The organism is Xanthomonas citri pv. mangiferaeindicae, from assembly GCA_002240395.1.
Taxonomy (GTDB): Bacteria; Pseudomonadota; Gammaproteobacteria; order Xanthomonadales; family Xanthomonadaceae; genus Luteimonas; species Luteimonas citri_A.
The window spans coordinates 597,963-618,097 of the sequence record CP016836.1; the positions used below are offsets into that span (position 1 = coordinate 597,963).

Annotated in this window: 7 protein-coding genes; 1 reads left to right on the forward strand and 6 read right to left on the reverse strand. The window is 67.7% G+C overall.

Features of this window, described 5'->3' with window-relative positions:
- Nucleotides 1-32: 32 nt before the first annotated feature.
- The gene (locus BEN78_02640; protein ID ASR42454.1) at nt 33-1,427 is read right to left on the reverse strand and encodes a hypothetical protein; all 1,395 of its coding nucleotides are present in this window, start codon (nt 1,425-1,427) and stop codon (nt 33-35) included.
- A 103-nt stretch (nt 1,428-1,530) separates the two neighbouring features.
- Here BEN78_02640 and BEN78_02645 point away from each other — a divergent pair, with 103 nt between their 5' ends.
- Nucleotides 1,531-3,393 (forward strand): ATP-dependent DNA helicase RecQ, encoded by a 1,863-nt coding sequence (locus BEN78_02645; GenBank protein ASR42455.1) that lies wholly within the window; start codon nt 1,531-1,533, stop codon nt 3,391-3,393.
- A gap of 99 nt (nt 3,394-3,492) precedes the next feature.
- On the opposite strand, the gene BEN78_02650 is transcribed toward BEN78_02645, so the two are convergent.
- From BEN78_02650 to BEN78_02670, 5 genes are all read right to left on the reverse strand, one after another.
- Nucleotides 3,493-4,959 carry a hypothetical protein gene (locus BEN78_02650; GenBank protein ASR42456.1) on the reverse strand — a complete coding sequence of 489 codons (1,467 nt, stop codon included), beginning with the start codon at nt 4,957-4,959 and terminating at the stop codon, nt 3,493-3,495.
- Between the two features lie 3 nt (nt 4,960-4,962).
- A complete protein-coding gene (locus BEN78_02655) occupies nt 4,963-6,027 on the reverse strand; it encodes a hypothetical protein (protein ID ASR42457.1) in 1,065 nt (354 codons plus the stop codon).
- Nucleotides 6,012-8,636, reverse strand: a complete 2,625-nt coding sequence (locus BEN78_02660; GenBank protein ID ASR42458.1) for a hypothetical protein — start codon at nt 8,634-8,636, stop codon at nt 6,012-6,014. Before BEN78_02660 ends, BEN78_02655 begins: the two co-directional genes overlap by 16 nt.
- Nucleotides 8,637-8,650: 14 nt before the next feature.
- Nucleotides 8,651-18,427 (reverse strand): hypothetical protein, encoded by a 9,777-nt coding sequence (locus BEN78_02665; GenBank protein ID ASR42459.1) that lies wholly within the window; start codon nt 18,425-18,427, stop codon nt 8,651-8,653.
- 955 nt (nt 18,428-19,382) lie between these two features.
- Complete coding sequence (locus BEN78_02670) at nt 19,383-20,108, reverse strand: hypothetical protein (protein ASR42460.1); 726 nt, start codon at nt 20,106-20,108, stop codon at nt 19,383-19,385.
- Nucleotides 20,109-20,135 lie beyond the last annotated feature (27 nt).

Sequence of the window (20,135 nt, forward strand, 5' to 3'; positions counted from 1 at the left end):
AGATCGCGCGGCTGCCGGCGACCGGCCGGGACTCAACCCGGCCGCTGCGGTGCTTTGCCGTCGCCGTGCACGTGGTGCACGTGCAGTTGGCCGTCGGCACCGGCCTCGAGATCGTCGTGGTCGTGCGCGGCCTCGCTGCGCCCGATCACGACCGAGGCCACCATGTCGCCACCGATGTTGACCGTGGTCCGGCACATGTCCAGGAACCGGTCGACGCCCAGGATCAAAGCGATGCCTTCGGCCGGAATGCCGAACGTCACCAGGATCGTCGCGATCACCGGCAGCGAGCCGCCCGGCACGCTGGCCGCGCCGATGCCGCCCATGATGCACATCACCAGGATCATCAACTGCTGCACCAGGGTGAGCTCCACGCCGAACAACTGCGCCAGGAACAGCACGGTCACGCCCTCGTAGAGCGCGGTGCCATTCGCGTTGACCGTTGCGCCCAGCGTACATACGAAGCGTGCCACCCGCCGCGGCACGCCGAGGTTCTCTTCGGCGGTCTTGAGCGAAGTGGGCAGCGTCGCCGCACTCGAAGAGGTCGAGAATGCGGTCAGCAGCGCCGGCTGTGCGCCCCGGAGCACGCCAAGCGGGGAGCGTCGGGCCAGCAACGCGATCAGCAATCCGTACACGCCAAAGAAGTGCAGCCCGAGGGCCAGGGCAGCGGTCAGCACAAACCAACCCAACTGCACCATCAGGCCCAGCCCCATCCGCGCGGTCAGCGTGAACAGCAGGGCCGCGACGGCATAGGGCGCCAGGCGGATCACCCAGTCGATCAGCTTCAGGCTGATGTCGTACACGCCCTGGACCGTCGAGACGAAGCTGCGTGTGCCCGGGGAATCGACCACGGCGGCCGCGATGCCGAACAGCAGCGAGAAGCACATCACCGCGATCAGGTCGGTGTTGGCCGCAGCCGCGACTGGGTTGCGCGGCACCATATTGAGCAGCATCTCGATCACGCCGACCGGCTTATGGTCGCCCGACACGACCCCGGCAGCCGACGAATCGGAGAGCGCCGCCTCCAGCAAGGCCCGATCGATCCCGGCCCCCGGCTGCAGCAGATGGGTCATCGCCAGGCCGATCAGCACCGCGATGCAGGTGGTACCAAACACCCAGATTAAGGTCTTCCCACCCAAGCGCCCCAAGGCGCGCGGATCACCGATCTCGACCACGCCCAGGATCAGTGCCGAGAACACCAGCGGCACGACCAGCATGAACAACAGCCGCAGGAACAGCTGGCCGACGGGCTCGGTGAGATTGACGATCACTCCCTCGACCCACGGCTGGAATGCCGGGATGGCCTGGCCGTTGCCGCCTGGCACCAGCCACAACTCGTTGGCGACCGCGTAACTGCTCAGCAGGTTGATCGACAGACCGGCGATCGCGCCGATCGCGAACCCGATCAGCATCTTGGTGTGCAGCGCCATGCCGCGCCCGTTCGATGAGGTCATCCGCCCGTCCCGTGCAAAACAGGGGAGCTTAGCAAAGCGTCTCGATGGCCCCCGGCCTGCGAGCCGGTATCCTAGACGCATGCTTCCGCTCCCCGACTCCGGCGCGCCTCCCGCGCGCACGCCGGCCCACGACGCGCTCGGCGTACTCCAGCGCGTGTTCGGCCATGCCGCATTCCGCGGTGAGCAGGCGGCGATCGTCGAACACGTCGCCGCCGGTCATGATGCCCTGGTGCTGATGCCCACCGGCGGCGGCAAGTCGATGTGCTACCAGGTCCCCGCCCTGCTGCGCGACGGCGTGGGCATCGTCGTCTCGCCGCTGATCGCGCTGATGCAGGACCAGGTCGATGCGCTGCTGCAGTCGGGCGTGCGTGCGGCCTACCTCAACTCCACCCTCGACGCCGAGACCGCGCAGCGGGTCGAACGCGAACTGCTGGCCGGTGAGCTCGACCTGCTCTACGTCGCCCCCGAGCGCCTGTTGACCCCGCGCTTCCTGTCGCTGCTCGACCGCGCCCCGCTGGCGCTGTTTGCGATCGACGAGGCGCATTGCGTCTCGCAGTGGGGCCACGATTTCCGCCGCGAGTACCGCGAGCTGACGATCCTGCATGAGCGCTGGCCGCAGGTGCCGCGGATCGCGCTGACCGCGACGGCCGATCCGCCGACCCAGCGCGAGATCGCCGAGCGCCTGCAGCTCGAAGACGCGCGCCGGTTCGTCAGTTCGTTCGACCGCCCGAATATCCGCTACACCGTTGTCCAGAAGGACAATGCCAAGCGCCAGCTGCTCGACTTCCTGCAGGCCCATCGTGGCCAGGCCGGCATCGTCTACTGTCTGTCGCGGCGCAAAGTCGAGGAGACCGCCGAGTACCTGGCCGGTCAGGGCATCGACGCGGTGCCCTACCACGCCGGCATGGACGCGTCGCTGCGCGCAGCCAACCAGCGCCGCTTCCTGCGCAGCGAGGGCGTGGTGGTCGTGGCGACGATCGCCTTCGGCATGGGCATCGACAAACCCGACGTGCGTTTCGTCGCGCATACCGACCTGCCCAAGTCGATCGAGGGCTACTACCAGGAGACCGGCCGCGCCGGGCGCGACGGCGAGCCGGCCGAAGCCTGGATGTGCTACGGCCTGGGCGACCTGGTGCTGCTGCGGCAGATGATCGAGCAGTCCGACGCGGGCGACGAGCGCAAGCGCCTGGAACACCGCAAGCTCGATGCACTGGTCGGCTATTGCGAAACCATGCGCTGCCGGCGCCAGGTGCTGCTGGCGAACTTCGGCGAGGACTACGCCGGCACCGGCGAAGGCCGGGCCTGCGGCAACTGCGACAACTGCCTCGATCCGCCGGCAGCCTGGGACGCAACGGTCGCCGCGCAGAAGGCGCTGAGCTGCGTGTACCGCAGCGGCCAGCGCTTCGGCGCCGCGCACATCGTCGACATCCTGCGCGGCAGCGACAACGAGCGCATCCGCCAGTTCGGCCACGCGCAACTCAGTACCTACGGCGTGGGCAGCGACCTCGACGCCCGCGCCTGGAAGGCGGTGCTGCGCCAACTCGTCGCCCACGGCCTGCTCGAGGTCGATGCCGAGGGTTACGGCGGCCTGCGCCTGACCGAGGCCAGCCGCGCGGTGCTCAAGGGCGAGGAGCGGGTCATGCTGCGCAAGCCCACGGCCGCCCGCGAGCGCGGGCGCACCGCGCGCGCAGTGGCGACAGCCGGCATCGAACTGGCCCCCGTCGACCGCCCGCTGTACGAAGCCCTCCGCGCGCTACGCGCCACGCTCGCCCGCGAGCAGAACGTGCCGGCGTACGTGATCTTCCACGACGCCACCTTGCGCGAAATCGCGCGCCAGCGGCCGCTGACGCTGGGCCAGCTTGGCGGCATCGGCGGGGTCGGCGCGGGCAAGCTCGAGCGCTACGGCGACGCCGTGCTCGAAACCGTGCACGAAGCCGGCTGACGCCCGCGGCTCCGTGACCGCAGGGTCCCGCGACCACCGGGCCACGGGTCGCCGCCGATGCGGCGCGCCCGTCGCGACGCCGCCCTGTCGCGCGCTGCTCTACGGCGTCGCGGTCACGACACAACTGAAGCCGATTTCGAGCTGTCCGCCCACCGGCAACGTCGGGACGACCAGACCAGCGTTCTGCAACGCCCCGATCGTCGGCGATGCCGGACAGACGGCACCACCGCTCGCGCTGCACGACACCACGGCCGCGCTGCAGTCCAGGCCTGCCACCGCAGGGTCGCGGATCACCGCGCCGCTGCCATCCACGCCGGCCAGGTGGTTCACCGTCAGGGTGAAGGCGACGTCCCCGCCCACCGGCACATTCGTCGCCGAGGCGGTCTTCTCGATCGACAGATCGAGATCGTCGTCAAGCAAAGTCCAGGTCGCCTGGGCGATCGCGGCGGCACCACAGGCCTGGGTGGAGCTGAGCAGATAGTCGTTCGGGCTCGGCTGCAGGGTCAGTTGCACGGTCCGGTTGCCGTCGATGATCGCATTGCCCAGCGCCGTGAGGCCGAGCGGCCGCGCGACGTTGCCCTCGTAGGTGCCGGCCGGGATGAAGACGCTGAACGTGTTGGTACCGCTGGGCGTGGTGAAATCTGTCCCCAGCACGGCGGTGCCGCCCGTGACCGAGACCAGGATATTCAGATTTTCGTCGAGCGTGCCGACGACCCGCAGCTCCGGCAGGCCGGCGCTGGTGCCCTCCACGGTCTGGAACCCAGTGCCCGTCAGCTCGATGAAGGGCTTGAGGTAGACCTGGATGTCGTCGAGGAAGTTGCCGGTCGTCGCCGCGCCCGACAGCGCCTCGAAGCCGATGTTGGTGACGCCGCCTGCCCCGTTGTAGGGGAAGCTGCCATTGTAGTCGCGCCACCCGTTAGGCCCAGGTACGGACGTCGCGGTGCCTTGCGATACAGAGATAACCCGGCCGGTGCCGTCGTTGGTAGTGCCCACCTGCACGATCGGTGCGGTGCCGAGCAGAAACGCCATGCGGTCCTCATTGACCGCACTGCTGCGCCCGCGATGACTGAATTGCCAGCGCACCACGTCGCCAGGGACCAGGCAGACGTTTTGCGAGATACGCGACAGCTGCTCGGCATTGAGCTCGGCCAGCTGCGAGCCACTGCGTGCATTCACCGTCACCCCGCCGTTGGTTCGAGGAGCGCGCCACAGTTCGAGGATGCGCGCCTGCTGGCCGACGACGAAACCGGCCGGCGGTACGCAACCGCCGGAATTCTCCTGGCCGTACAGCCCATGACTCGTTGTCCAGCCCGGCACGAACTGCTCGCCGATGTACACACGGCAGCCCACAGTCTGCAGGTTCGGCTCCTCAAAGCTCAGATTGATGAAGCTGCGTTGCACTGAGTTCACCCCGACCTGGGCGGAGGCTTGCGGCATGGCGAACGCGGCGATCGCCGCGGCCAGGGCGGCACCCAGCAGGGAGGCGCGGCGCGGGGTGGAAACTGTGGCGTGGCGATCTTTCATAGTCGAACCCTTGCTCATCGGTGCGGTCAGCTTGCGCTGCATCTTTTAGTAGCTGCCCACGAAGTTGACGAACCAGCCCCGGTGGTCGTAATCGAAATCGGTGAGGTCGTCGGTGAAGTCGGTGAAGTTGTAGCCGGCGCCGATGCGGAAGTTCCGACCGATGTCGCGATCGAGGCCGGCCATCCAGCCCTTGCGCGTCCCCCCGTCCTTGACGTCCAGCCAGCGGTACTCCGCCATCGCGTGCCAGCGCTCGATCAGTTCGTAGCGGACCTGGCCCGCGGCGAACGTGGTGGCCGAATCGAACCAGGCGCCGGTGCCGCGACCGAAGCGCACGTCGCCCTCGCGCCGCGCCAGCTTGCCGGCGAACTCCCAGTGATGATCGAGCCGGTACACGCCCTCCAGCGACAGCACCTGCGTGCGCTGATCGTACTGCGCGCCGCCGAGCTGGCCCAGCGTCGCCAGATCGTAGAGATAGGTGTAGCGCCCGAACAGGCCCCAGCGCGTGCTGTTCCACGGGCGGTACGCAAAGCCGAGATTGCTCTCGATGAACTTGGCGCTTGCGAGCGGATTCAGGTCGTCCTGGGTGTCGGCGTAGTTGACGCGCGCGGCAATCCGCCAACTCTCGTTGAGCTTGTGGGTCAGGCGATGGGTGGTCACCCACTGCGTGATCCGCTCGGCACCGGTGTCCTCACGCCACTCCAGTTTGCTCTGCCAGCTGGTGTCGCCAGAGGTCCGCCCGCCACTCAGGCTCACCGCACGCCGATCGACCTGGCCGCCATCGCTGTTGGTCAGTTCGCCGTCGCTCAAAGTGAAGCCGAGGTTCCAGCCGTAGGCCGGGAAGAAATCCATGCCATAGGTATGGGCCAGGCCGCTCTCGCGCCGGCTCTTGAGGAACTGGCTCTCGTTGAAGAGATTGACCTGGTTGGACAGACGCCAACGCTGGCCCAGCGTCCAGCCGTTCTGCGCATTGGGGTTGAACAGCGGATCGTAGTCGCTGCGATCGGTGGAATAGGTATACGCACCGTAGAAGCTGTGCTGCGGCGAGAGTCGATACTCGGCATCCACGCGTGCGGCGTCGCCGCGATCGCCCGTGGTCAGTTCCGCGCCCACGGTGGACAGGTTGGCGAAGTTGTAGCGCCCCCCAGCGTGAACGCATCGTTGTCCGCGTAGCGGCCGCTGTCGTCGTCCAAGGTCAGCTGCGCGGTGCCGTAGACATCCAGCGCGGTGCCGAAACGACGGGTGTAGCGCAACGCACCGAGCAGACCTGCAGCGTCAAAGGAGGCGCGCGCCTCCTCGACCCGCCGCAACTCGAATGCGAGCGCGTCGGCCTCGCCGATCCGCCACTCGGCATTGGCCTGGGCCTGGGTGAGGCTATCCGCGTTGCGCTCGGCCCGGCTGTAGCGCGCGTAGACGCCCACGTTGGCGCCGAACTGGCCCAACACCTCGGCGCCGTACTCCTCGATCTGCGCGCCGGTATCGAAGCGCGAGATCGAGTAACCCGCGTCCACCTGACGCCACCACGCACCCGCGCTCCACGGTTGTTCGCTCCAGCCCAGCTCCTGGAAGTTCGCACGGGCCTCCACCGCAGTCGCCTCGCCCTCGCGGGACCCGCTGGGGTTGAGCCGGCTGAAGCTCAGGCCGCCGTTATCGGAGAAGAACACCGGTGCGCTGGTCGATTCGGTCCGGCTGTGCTCGAGCTTGAGGTAAGTGCCCTTGCCGGCCTGAAGCGTGACGTCGGCCGACATCAGCGAATAGTCCTCGCCGGCCCGATTCTCGTCGACATAGGTCAGACCGATGCCGAGGTGATCGCCGAACCAATGCTTGCCGCGCACGCCGGCGGCGATCTCGTCAGCATTGAAATCGTTGGGCACCCACTCGTAGTCCACGATCAATCGCTGCTCGAGGCCGTCGAGCGGCGCATCGCGCGTCAGCGTGGGCATGTTCTGCCGCGTGATCTGGGCCAGCGCCCGGGTCAGCAAGACGCGGCCCTGAAGCTCGTCGATCTCGTAGTCGGCACCGCGCAGCAGCACCACGCGCTGCTCGACGCGGCCGGTGGTCCGATCGCGCACCTCCAGCACCACCTGGTCGGAACCGGGCAGCACATCGGTGTGACGCAGGTAATAGAGGCTACCGCCTGTGCCGATGAACTCGCTGTGGCCGGGGGCGGTCTGCGCTTCGGATGCGAACGTCCGGAACTGGGTGACCGGATCGCCCCAGGCATTGGCACCGCGCGACCGCCAGTTCAGCGCCGCGCCGTAAAGCGAGCGCACGTACTGGCCGTACTCGGTACCGGTCAGACCGGTGCTGAAGTTGCCCCACAGCGCCTCGTTCTTGTCCCACTCGGCACGCAAGTAGAAGCGGCCCATGGTGTCGACATCGCGCCAGACGCTCGAGTCGTCGCCATAGGTCGGGTAATAGAGATCCGGATCGAGACGACGGAAGACGTCCTGCGGGTCGGCAGACGTGAAGCCGTCGAACAGATCCTCCAGCGGGCGATTCTGGGTATCGGCCTGCGCGGTGATCAGGTACTTGCCCTGGGCCTTCGCCTTCAGATAGAAGGCCAGGCGGCCGTCGCTGAGGATGTCGTCCTCGCGGCCCGCCATGGCCAGCGAACGTCCGGGCCCGCTGGCCTTGTTCTGATACACCGTGACGTCGGCCAGACCCACGCCGAAGAAGTAGCGACCGCTGACGTCGACCTCCAGCGCACGCTGCAGCGGCGACTCGCCCTCCGGCGCCTCGAGAGTGATGTCGAAACGGTGGTGGCCGATCGGCATCAGGTACTCGGCGACGAACTTGCGTTCGAGATCGACGGGGTAGTTCTCGCCGTTGATACGCAGGCCATAGCCGTCGGGCAGGTTGCGGCCCTGCACGCGCACCCGGGATCCGTAGATCGGGATGTTCTGCTGGCGCAGCCCGTTGTCGGCGAAGACGTCGTCGATCAACGCCTGGTTGCGCGCCTGCTCGATGCCCAACGCAGTGCCGAGCGAACGCTCGACCCCGTCGCGCAGTCGCTGGATGCCGCGCTCGGCCTCGTCGGGGCGCACCAATTGCAGCTTGCGAGGCGAGGTCTCGTCGAAGTTGCCCGCGGCGTCGTAGGCACGCAGGACGTACACCAGTTCATCGCCCGTCCGGAGCACCAGGCCCGCCGGCAGCGCGCCATCCCACTCGCTCTGCGAGACCGCTTCGACCGGCAACCCGAAGCGGGCAACCGGCTCGACCAGGTCGGCATCGTTGCCCCGATAGAGCGTCAACTCGTATCGCTCGACGAACGACACATAGTTGCTGCGGACGAAGAATTTGACCGGCTCGACGATCCGCCCGGCATCGAAGGCCACCATCGCCGGGGCCGACACCGTCAGCTCGGGCGCCCCCAGGCTCGGGTCCTCGGTGGCCCAGACCACGCCGCCACCGGGCAGTTGTGCGGAGAACGCGCCGCGCACAGTCGCGCGACCGGGTTCGTCCAAAGCGATGGACACCCGGCGGTCGGGCTGCAACGCCTCGGACGACGAGCGCGCATCGGTGCCGACGCTCACCGGCTGGTCGAAGCTGCGTGTGCGCACCCGGAACACCAGGTCGCCGGATTCGGTGGTGCAGGCGCCGTCGTCGCAGTCCATCGCAGGATCGGTCGCAGGCGCCGCCGGCCGGGGCTGCCCCAGCACGGCGGAGCTCATGCCGGCCAGGATGCCGATCAGGGCGGTATCGAGCAGTTTCATCTTCATGATCCAGCTATTCCTCACTCGCGCTCTGCATCGATCGGAGCCGTCGGGTCGGCGCTGGCTTCCACGCGGACCTTCTGTCTGGTCTCCGCACGCAATCGCGCTGCCAGCGCCTGTTGCACCGCAGTCGCGCGGCGCAGTCCCAGTGCCGTGTTGTAGGCGTGCGATCCGCGGACGTCCGTGTGGCCGACGAGCACCACGACGCCACCACCGAGCGCATCCAGACGCCGCGCGACCTCATCGAGCAGCGCTCCGAACTCCGGCCGGATCTCGGCGCGATCGGTGTCGAACAACACAGTCCCGAGCAATGCGCCCCTGGCATCGACACCGGCGACCAGCGCGTGCTGGTCGTCCACCACGGTGCGCAGCGCGACCGACAGGCACGCCTGCGCTTCCGGACCGACCCGCGCCTGCAGTGCATCGCGCACCGCCGCCGCCCGGGCGAATGCCAGTGCTTCGTCGCCGCCTTCTGCGACGATCGAGACATCGCCACCGTGATAGCGCTCGACCTGCTCGGCCATGCGCTCGATCGCCGGCAACCACATCGCGCCGACCTCCGCGCTGCCCGGCGCGAAGATGACTTCGCCCAGTTCCAGATCGATCCGCCGCTCTCCGCCCGGCAGTTGCTCGACCGGCAGACGCACGCCGAAATCGAACCGGACCGGCAGGCCGGGCGTGACACGCCGCACCAACGGGTTCGCGGTGGTGAACTCGGTACCCGGCGGCAACGTGGCCGGATCGACCTTCAGGATGAAGTTGCGACCGTGGCGCCAGTCCCCACCCTGCACATCGGCCAGGTGATAGCGGCCGTACTGATCCGTTTCGATCAGCAGCCCCTCCACCGACGCGATCCGCACGCCCGGGATGCCGCGCTCATCGATGCCGTGGTTCTCGACGATGTAGGCCACTTCGTAGCCGTTCTCGACCGCCGACACGCGACGCGTCACCACCGGCTCGGCAGCATTGAGCCCCTTCGCCGCTTCGCCCTCGCGCTCCACCCGGGTCGACCCATCGGCCGCCATCCGCACGGTGACGCCCTGCCCGTTGACCAGGACAAAGTCATCGCTGAACTCCGGCGCGGTCAGGCGCTGGCGGATGATCACGCGATGGGCCTCGGCCGGATCGCCCACGGACTGCCGGGCCGAGATCGCACCGATCTCGATGCCGTGAAGCAGCGGTGCGCTGGCATCGGCGAGCGGCTGCGGGCCATCGCCGCGGTCGATCGTCGTGGAGCCAGGCACGTACAGGTGGGACGGGAAGCCGCCCTGCACCCGCACACCGGACAGATCCGCGCGGTCCTGCCATCCGTCACCGTCGCGATCATCGAACACGGTGCCGAAGACCAGGCTGTCGTCGAGCAAGGGATCTGAATCCAGCGACACCTGGGCGGTGGCCACGTTAGACACCGGCGTCCCGTTCACATCAACCGCAACTGCTTCGTTGACGTGCACGCCCTGCCGGACGCCAGGCCCGACGCGCAGCAGATACACGATGGTGGCGCGGTCACCGACGGCGATGTCGACGCCGCCGATACGCAGCGGGTGCTGGCCGGTCAGGGTGAAAGCACCATCGCGATCGGCGACCGCCATCGACCCTTCGACGTAGCTGAAGCCTGCGGGCGGTGTGTCCACGACGATGCCGTCGGTCACGTTCACCACGCCCACGTTCTCCACGGTCACGGTGTAGCGCACCAGATCGCCGACCTTCACATTCCGGCTGCCGACCGCCTTGCTGATGCGCAACTGCGCCTTGTCCGAAACCTCGTGGCGGGTCTGGCAGGTGGTGCACTCGGGCTCAGAACCACCGCCCTCGTTCACATAACCACCCGACACCCGGTTCTCCACAGCCCCGATCGCATCGGCGGTCACAGTTGCCGGATACACAAAGGTGTAGGTGCCCGGCACGGTGCCGGCGGGCAGCATGCAGACCACGTTGCCGCCCTCGGCAACGCAACCCGTCGGCAGCATACCCACGGCCAGACCCGGCCCGGGCGTATCGGACAGCCGCATATCCGCGAGCGTCGCCGAGTTCGCGACGTCGACAGTCAGCGTGTACTCGATGACGTCACCGACCTTTACTTCCTGCGCCTCGCCGGGCGTGGCGTGCTTGGCGATGCGCACGCGCGGCTCTGCCAGCGGATGCTCGGTGCTGCATGCGCCGCACACTGGGGGAGGACCGTTCTCGCCGGTGCCGCCGCTGGCGGTCACGACGTTACCGACAGTTCCAGTGGCGGTGCTGTCCACGGTGGCCGTGTACGTCAGTGCATAGCGGCCCGGCAGCGTGCCGGCCGGCAAGGTGCAGGTCAGCGCGCCCGTGCAGGTGAACGCACCGGCATCGGTCACTTCGCCGAAGCTCAGACCCGCGCCAAGCGTATCGGTCAGCGTGAGCGTGTCGAGGGTGGCCGAGTTGGCGACGACCGCGGTCAGCGTGTAGACGAGCACATCGCCTGCGCGCACTTCCGCACCGCTCCCTGGCTCAGAGGTCTTGGCGACCTCGATCGTCGGCTGCTCGACCTTATGCTCGGTCTGGCAGGTGGTGCACACCGGCTCAGGGTCGTTGCCGCCCGGCGGGATGCTCGCCACGACGACGTTGCTCAGGGTGCCCGTCGCATCCGCATTGACGGTCGCGGTGTAGGTCAGCGTGTAGACACCCGGCAGCGTGCCGGCGGGCAGCGTGCAGGTCAGCGCGCCCGTGCAAGCGAACGCGCCAGCATCGGTGACCGCACCAAACGCCAAACCGGTCCCGAGCGCGTCGGACAGCGTCAGCACTTCGGTCGTCGCCGAGTTCGCGACCGTTGCCGTCAGCGTGTAGGTCAATGTGTCGCCAGGCGACACCTCGCTGCCCGAGGCCGGGTTGGAGCTCTTCGTCACCGTGATCGAGGTCGCGACGACCGGATGCTCGGTCTCACAGGTGGTGCAGACCGGATCGGGATCGTTGCCACCAGCCGGGTTACTTGCCACGACGACGTTGCCAACGCTGCCCGTCGCGGCGGCGTCCACCGTGGCCGTGTAGGTCAGCGTATAAGTACCCGGCAGCGTGCCGGCGGGTAGCGTGCAGGTCAGCGCGCCGGTGCAGGCAAACGCACCCGCATCGGTCACCGCGCCGAAGGTCAGACCCGTGCCAAGCGTGTCGGACAGGGTCAGCACTTCAGTGGTAGCCGAGTTCGCAACCGTCGCCGTCAGCGTGTAGGTCAGCGTGTCGCCGGGCGACACCTCGCTGCCCGACGCCGGGTTCGAGGTCTTGGTCACGGTAACCGAGGTCGCAACGACCGGATGTTCGGTCTCGCAGGTCGTGCAGACGGGCTCCGGATCGTTGCCGCCAGCTGGGTTACTGGCCACCACGACGTTGCCAACGCTGCCCGTCGCGGCGGCGTCCACCGTGGCCGTGTAGGTCAGCGTGTAAGTGCCCGGCAGCGTGCCGGCGGGTAGCGTGCAGGTCAGCGCGCCGGTGCAGGCAAACGCGCCAGCATCGGTCACCGCGCCGAAGGTCAGACCCGTGCCAAGCGTGTCGGACAGCGTCAGCACTTCAGTCGTCGCCGAATTGGCGACCGTCGCGGTCAGCGTGTAGGTCAGCGTGTCGCCGGGCGACACTTCGCTACCAGAAGCCGGGTTGGAGCTCTTGGTCACGGTGATCGAGGTCGCGACGACCGGATGTTCAGTCTCGCAGGTGGTGCACACCGGATCGGGATCGTTGCCACCAGCCGGGTTACTGGCCACGACGACGTTGCCGACGCTGCCGGTCGCATCCGCATCGACGGTCGCGGTGTAGATCAGCGTGTAGGTGCCCGGCAGCGTGCCGGCGGGCAGCGTGCAGGTCAGCGCGCCCGTGCAAGCAAACGCGCCTGAATCGGTCACCGCACCAAACGTCAGACCGGTCCCGAGCGTGTCGACCAGGGTCAGCACTTCGGTCGTCGCCGAGTTCGCCACCGTCGCGGTCAGCGTATAGGTCAGCGTGTCGCCGGGCGACACCTCGCTGCCCGAGGCCGGGTTCGAGGCCTTGGCCACGGTGATCGACGTCGCAACGACCGGATGCTCGGTCTCGCAGGTGGTGCACACCGGATCGGGATCGTTGCCGCCAGCCGGATTACTGGCCACGACGACGTTGCCGACGCTGCCCGTCGCGGCGGCGTCCACCGTGGCCGTGTAGGTCAGCGTGTAGGTGCCCGGCAAGGTACCGGCCGGCAGCGTGCAGGCCAGCGCGCCGGTACAGGCAAACGCGCCCGCGTCCGTGACGGTACCGAAGGTCAGACCGCTCCCCAGCGTGTCGGCCAGGGTCAGCACTTCAGTGGTGGCCGAATTCGCAACCGTCGCCGTTAGCGTGTAGGTCAGGGAGTCGCCAGGCGACACCTCGCTGCCCGAGGCCGGGTTCGAGGCCTTGCTCACCGTGATCGACGTGGCGACGACCGGATGTTCGGTCTCGCAGGTGGTGCACACCGGATCGGGATCGTTGCCGCCAGCCGGATTACTGGCCACGACGACGTTGCCGACGCTGCCCGTCGCGGCGGCGTCCACCGTGGCCGTATAGGTCAGCGTGTAGGTGCCCGGCAAGGTACCGGCCGGCAGCGTGCAGGTCAGCGCGCCGGTGCAGGCAAACGCGCCCGCATCGGTCACCGCGCCGAAGGTCAAACCCGCACCGAGCGTATCGGCCAGCGTCAGCACTTCGGTCGTCGCCGAGTTAGCAACTGTCGCCGTCAGCGTGTAGGTCAGCGTGTCGCCGGGCGACACCTCGCTACCCGACGCCGGGTTGGAGCTCTTGCTCACCGTGACCGACGTGGCGACGACCGGATGTTCGGTCTCGCAGGTGGTGCACACCGGATCGGGATCGTTGCCGCCAGCCGGGTTACTGGCCACGACGACGTTGCCGACGCTGCCCGTCGCATCCGCATTGACGGTCGCGGTGTAGGTCAGCGTGTAGGTGCCGGGCAAAGTGCCGGCCGGCAGCGTGCAGGTGAGCGCGCCCGTGCAAGCGAAGGCACCCGCGTCCGTGACGGCACCGAAGGTCAGGCCGCTGCCGAGCGTATCGCTCAGCGTCAGCACTTCGGTCGTCGCCGAATTGGCGACCGTCGCGGTCAGCGTGTAGGTCAATGTGTCGCCAGGCGACACCTCGCTGCCCGACGCTGGGTTCGAGGCCTTGCTCACAGTGATCGACGTGGCGACGACCGGATGTTCGGTCTCGCAGGTCGTGCAGACCGGCTCCGGATCGTTGCCGCCCGACGGCGTGGTCGCCACAACAACGTTACCCACGGTCCCAGTCGCATCCGCATTGACGGTCGCGGTGTAGGTCAGCGTGTAGACACCCGGCAGCGTGCCAGCCGGCAGCGTGCAGGTCAGCGCGCCCGTGCAAGCAAACGCGCCCGCATCGGTGACGGCACCGAAGGTCAGACCCGTGCCAAGCGTGTCGGACAGCGTCAGCACTTCAGTCGTCGCCGAATTCGCAACCGTCGCCGTCAGCGTGTAGGTCAACGTGTCGCCAGGCGACACCTCGCTCCCCGAGGCCGGGTTGGAGCTCTTCGTCACCGTGATCGAGGTCGCAACGACCGGATGCTCGGTCTCGCAGGTGGTGCACACCGGATCGGGATCGTTGCCGCCAGCCGGGTTACTGGCCACCACGACGTTGCCCACCGCACCGGTCGCATCCGCATTGACGGTTGCGGTGTAGGTCAGCGTGTAAGTGCCCGGCAGCGTGCCAGCCGGCAGCGTGCAGGTCAGCGCGCCCGTGCAAGCGAACGCACCCGCATCGGTCACCGAACCGAACGTCAGACCCGCACCGAGCGTATCGCTCAGCGTCAGCACTTCAGTGGTGGCCGAGTTCGCAATTGTCGCCGTCAGCGTGTAGGTCAGCGTGTCGCCGGGCGACACCTCGCTGCCCGACGCTGGGCTCGAGGCCTTGCTCACCGTGATCGACGTCGCAACGACCGGATGCTCGGTCTCGCAGGTCGTGCAGACCGGCTCCGGATCGTTGCCGCCCGGCGGCGTGGTCGCCACCACGACGTTACCCACCGTCCCCGTCGCATCCGCATTGACGGTCGCGGTGTAGGTCAGCGTGTAGACACCCGGCAAGGTGCCCGCAGGCAACGTGCAGGTCAGCGCGCCGGTGCAGGCAAACGCGCCCGCATTGGTGACGGCACCGAACGTGAGACCGGTCCCGAGCGTGTCGGCCAGGGTCAGCACTTCGGTCGTGGCCGAGTTCGCGACCGTTGCCGTCAGCGTGTAGGTCAGCGTGTCGCCGGGCGACACTTCGCTACCCGACGTCGGGTTCGAGCTCTTGCTCACCGTGATCGACGTGGCGACAACCGGATGCTCGGTCTCGCAGGTCGTGCACACCGGATCGGGATCGTTGCCACCAGCCGGGTTACTGGCCACGACAACGTTGCCGACGCTGCCCGTCGCATCCGCATCGACGGTTGCGGTGTAGGTCAGCGTGTAGGTACCCGGCAGCGTGCCGGCCGGCAGCGTGCACGTCAGCGCGCCCGTGCAAGCGAACGCACCCGCATCGGTCACCGAACCGAACGTCAGACCCGCACCGAGCGTATCGCTCAGCGTCAGCACTTCAGTCGTCGCCGAATTGGCGACCGTCGCGGTCAGCGTGTAGGTCAGCGTGTCGCCGGGCGACACTTCGCTGCCCGAGGCCGGGTTCGAGGTCTTCGCCACCGTGATCGACGTGGCGACAACCGGATGCTCGGTCTCGCAGGTGGTGCACACCGGATCGGGATCGTTACCGCCAGCCGGATTACTGGCCACGACGACGTTGCCGACGCTACCCGTCGCATCCGCATTGACAGTCGCGGTGTAGGTCAGCGTGTAAGTGCCCGGCAGCGTGCCAGCCGGCAGCGTGCACGTCAGCGCGCCCGTGCAAGCAAACGCACCCGCGTCCGTGACGGCACCGAAGGTCAGACCGCTGCCGAGCGTATCGCTCAGCGTCAGCACTTCGGTCGTCGCCGAATTGGCGACCGTCGCGGTCAGCGTGTAGGTCAGCGTGTCGCCAGGCGACACCTCGCTACCCGAGGCCGGGTTGGAGGCCTTGCTCACTGTGATCGAGGTCGCAACGACCGGGTGTTCGGTCTCGCAGCTCGTGCAGACCGGCTCCGGATCGTTGCCGCCCGGCGGCGTGGTCGCCACGACGACGTTACCGACGCTACCCGTTGCCGCGGCGTCCACCGTGGCCGTATAGGTCAGCGTGTAGGTGCCCGGCAGCGTGCCAGCCGGCAGCGTGCAGCTCAGCGCGCCCGTGCAAGCAAACGCGCCGGCATCGGTCACCGCACCAAACGTCAGACCGGTCCCCAGCGTGTCGGCGAGCGTCAGCACTTCAGTCGTCGCCGAGTTCGCAATTGTCGCCGTCAGCGTGTAGGTCAGCGTGTCGCCGGGCGACACTTCGCTACCCGACGTCGGGTTCGAGCTCTTGCTCACCGTGATCGACGTGGCGACAACCGGATGCTCGGTCTCGCAGGTGGTGCAGACCGGCTCCGGATCGTTGCCGCCCGGCGGCGTGGTCGCCACCACGACGTTACCCACCGTCCCCGTCGCATCCGCATTGACGGTCGCGGTGTAGGTCAGCGTGTAGGTGCCCGGCAGCGTGCCAGCCGGCAGCGTGCACGTCAGCGCGCCGGTGCAGGCGAATGCACCCGCGTCCGTGACGGCACCGAAGGTCAGACCCGCACCCAGCGTATCGGCCAGGGTCAGCACTTCAGTGGTGGCCGAGTTGGCGACCGTCGCCGTCAGCGTGTAGGTCAGCGTGTCGCCAGGCGAAACCTCGCTGCCCGAGGCCGGGTTGGAGCTCTTCGTCACCGTGATCGACGTCGCAACGACCGGATGTTCGGTCTCGCAGGTGGTGCACACCGGATCGGGATCGTTGCCGCCAGCCGGGTTACTGGCCACGACGACGTTGCCGACGCTGCCCGTCGCATCCGCATTGACGGTTGCGGTGTAGGTCAGCGTGTAAGTGCCCGGCAGCGTGCCAGCCGGCAGCGTGCAGGTCAGCGCGCCCGTGCAGGCAAACGCGCCCGCGTCCGTGACGGCACCGAAGGTCAGACCCGCACCCAGCGTATCGGCCAGGGTCAGCACTTCAGTGGTGGCCGAGTTGGCGACCGTCACCGTCAGCGTGTAGGTCAGCGTGTCGCCAGGCGAAACCTCGCTGCCCGAGGCCGGGTTGGAGCTCTTCGTCACCGTGATCGACGTCGCAACGACCGGATGTTCGGTCTCGCAGGTGGTGCACACCGGATCGGGATCGTTGCCGCCAGCCGGGTTACTGGCCACGACGACGTTGCCGACGCTGCCCGTCGCATCCGCATTGACGGTTGCGGTGTAGGTCAGCGTGTAAGTGCCCGGCAGCGTGCCAGCCGGCAGCGTGCAGGTCAGCGCGCCCGTGCAGGCAAACGCGCCCGCATCGGTCACCGCGCCGAAGGTCAAACCCGCACCGAGCGTATCGGCCAGCGTCAGCACTTCGGTCGTCGCCGAGTTAGCAACTGTCGCCGTCAGCGTGTAGGTCAGCGTGTCGCCGGGCGACACCTCGCTACCCGACGCCGGGTTGGAGCTCTTGCTCACCGTGACCGACGTGGCGACGACCGGATGTTCGGTCTCGCAGGTGGTGCACACCGGATCGGGATCGTTGCCGCCAGCCGGGTTACTGGCCACGACGACGTTGCCGACGCTGCCCGTCGCATCCGCATTGACGGTTGCGGTGTAGGTCAGCGTGTAAGTGCCCGGCAGCGTGCCGGCAGGCAACGTGCAGGTCAGTGCACCGGTGCAAGCGAAGGCACCCGCGTCCGTGACGGCACCGAAGGTCAGACCCGCGCCCAGCGTATCGCTCAACATCAGCACTTCGGTCGTCGCCGAGTTCGCAACCGTCGCCGTCAGCGTGTAGGTCAGCGTGTCGCCAGGCGACACCTCGCTGCCCGAGGCCGGGTTCGAGGTCTTGGCCACGGTGATCGACGTCGCGACGACCGGATGCTCGGTCTCGCAGGTCGTGCACACCGGATCGGGATCGTTGCCACCAGCCGGGTTACTGGCCACGACGACGTTGCCGACGCTACCGGTCGCGTCCGCATTGACGGTGGCGGTGTAGGTCAGCGTGTAGGTGCCCGGCAGCGTGCCGGCAGGCAACGTGCAGGTCAGTGCACCGGTGCAAGCGAATGCGCCGGCATCCGTCACCGCACCGAAGGTCAGGCCGGTGCCGAGCGTATCGCTCAGGGTCAGTACTTCGATGGTCGCGGCACCGGCGACCGTTGCGGTCACCGTGTAAGTCAACGTGTCGCCGGGCGATACCTCGCTGCCCGATGCCGGGTCGGATGCTTTCGTCACCGTCACGACCGAAGCCAACGGATGCTCGGTGGCGCAACTCGTACAAGTCGGCGACGGAGCATCCGGATCGTCTGGATCGCCACCGCCCGTGGCGACCACCGCATTCCCGACCGACGTCAGCGCATCCGGGCCGACTGTGGCGGTGTAGACGACGCTGTAGTCGCCCGGCGCCGTCCCGGCCGGCAGGGTGAAGGTACGGGCGTTGCCGCTACCGCCCTCGACGAAGTTACCGGCGCTGGTCACCGCGCCGAAGATCAGGCCGGCGCTGAGCGTGTCGTTCAACACGACATCGGACTGGGTGGCGGCTTCGGTCACACTCACGTTCAGCGTGTAGGTGATGACCTGCCCCACGACCACGGTCGAACCGGCGGCGGGATCGGCGCTCTTGAGGACCTCAACGACAGGGCGCGCCGCGGTGACAGTTGCGCTTGCGGTGTTGTTGGCAAGCTCGATGTCGTTCGTGCCCGGCGGCGCGGAGACGGTCGCGACATTGGTCACGGACGTCGACTGGGCGAACGCCGGAGACGCTCCCGCCAATCCCAGAAGACACGCCAATACCGTACCGCCGGCGGCCGCTGCGGCCACCCGGATGTTGTTCAACAGCATCCCGCAATCCCCCGAAAAACCTGCCATGGCCCGAGATCGACGGACCCGCATTTCCTTGAATGACGATCCGGCCGCGCGACAACGAGCTCGATTGAGCTCGCCGTTCAGAAAGAACCTTCCCCGCGTAGTGAGCCGCCCGCGCCAAAAAACACCCATGGCGGGCGGGACGGCATTTTATGCACGCAATATTTGGACGTCAATCACAGATTTCCGACATCGCCTTGTGTTAGCGAATGAGAGAATTGGTGAGATAAATAACCCCCATTCAGCATTTTCCTGCCACGTCCGCGCGACGCGGAAAGCACGCATATTGACGGCCCGATGGCACTGCCGAAGCAACACAAGGCGCGACGAATCTGTCCGCTTTGCCGCCACAGCGGCTGCACCGGCGTCCGTGCGATCTGCGATTTAGGTCTCAGCCAAACGACGCTCCGAGCTCTACAAACGCACTTTCGGCCTCGCCCACATCGGACTCGAGACCCGCCGCTCACAACACGACGATGGCTTGAGGGCCACTGAAATCGCGTTCGGCTGTTGCCTTATCCGGCTTTACGGGGGTGTCGCCTTCCCGCACAAGCCCTCGCGCTGGATGTCACGCCCCGGCTGCACGCAGATAAGACAGCCGCAACGGGCAGCATTTGGCTGGCCCGGCGCTGCCTGTCGTTTGTGTGTCCCCTGCAATTTCTGCGCATCGAGGCTGCCCCATGCTTGATCGCATTGGGCTTGCCAAGCCCGGCCTCCTGCCCGAGTCAGACGCCCCGGACGATCCAGCATCCCGCGGCCGGCCCGTGCCGACCTCGCTCGGTCCGAGGACGCCCTATCGCGTCAACCGCCAGCGCCGGCCCCCTCACCAGGTCAGCACATAACCCACGCCGCGAACCGAGCGCAGGGGCAGCGCCATCCCGGTGCTTTCTTGGCACTTGCGCCGCAGTCGATAGACCAGCATTTCGAGTCGGTGCGGATCGAACTCGTGGACGTCGTCGGCAAGGCCGGCGATCAGGTCCTCGCGTCGGACCGGCTGTCCCGGTGAGCCGGCAAGCCGGCGCATGACTTGCTGCTCGGCGAGCGTGAGTTCGACCGCGCGACCGTCGGGTAGCAGAATATTCCAGCCGCGCTCGTCGAGCCGCCAGCCGGTCTCGCCGCTGCCCTCCTCGCCCGGCTCGCCACCTTCGCTGCCGTCCGAGGGGACGACCCGGCGCGAGAGGTTGCGCAGCGTGGCGACCAACGCGCTGGCCTCGACCGGCTTGGTCAGATACGCATCGACGCCGGCCTCGAGTCCACGCAGCCGGTCACCGTTGGACACGTACCCAGTCAACATCACCAGCCCGATCGTCGGCGCGGCCTCGCGCAGATGGCGGGCGATCGCGAAGCCGTCCTCGTCCGGCAGGCCGACATCGAGCAGCACCAGGTCGTAGCGGCTGGCCACCAGATCGCGATACAACGCCAGCGCGCCGGGCATGCCGGTCGCCTCGAACCCAGCCGCACGCAGCAAGGGCACCAGGATCTCGTCACGCAGCTCGTCGTCATCCTCGACCACCGCGACTCTGACACGCTCAACCGCCGCCCCGTTCACGCCATGTATCCCATTCCGAAGCGGGCG

Coding starts and splice junctions, on each gene's coding strand:
- BEN78_02650 (ASR42456.1), bottom strand. CDS start 4,959: ATGCAGCGCAAGCTGACCGCACCGATGAGCAAGGGTTCGACTATGAAA.
- BEN78_02645 (ASR42455.1), top strand. CDS start 1,531: ATGCTTCCGCTCCCCGACTCCGGCGCGCCTCCCGCGCGCACGCCGGCC.
- BEN78_02660 (ASR42458.1), bottom strand. CDS start 8,636: ATGAAGATGAAACTGCTCGATACCGCCCTGATCGGCATCCTGGCCGGC.
- BEN78_02640 (ASR42454.1), bottom strand. CDS start 1,427: ATGGCGCTGCACACCAAGATGCTGATCGGGTTCGCGATCGGCGCGATC.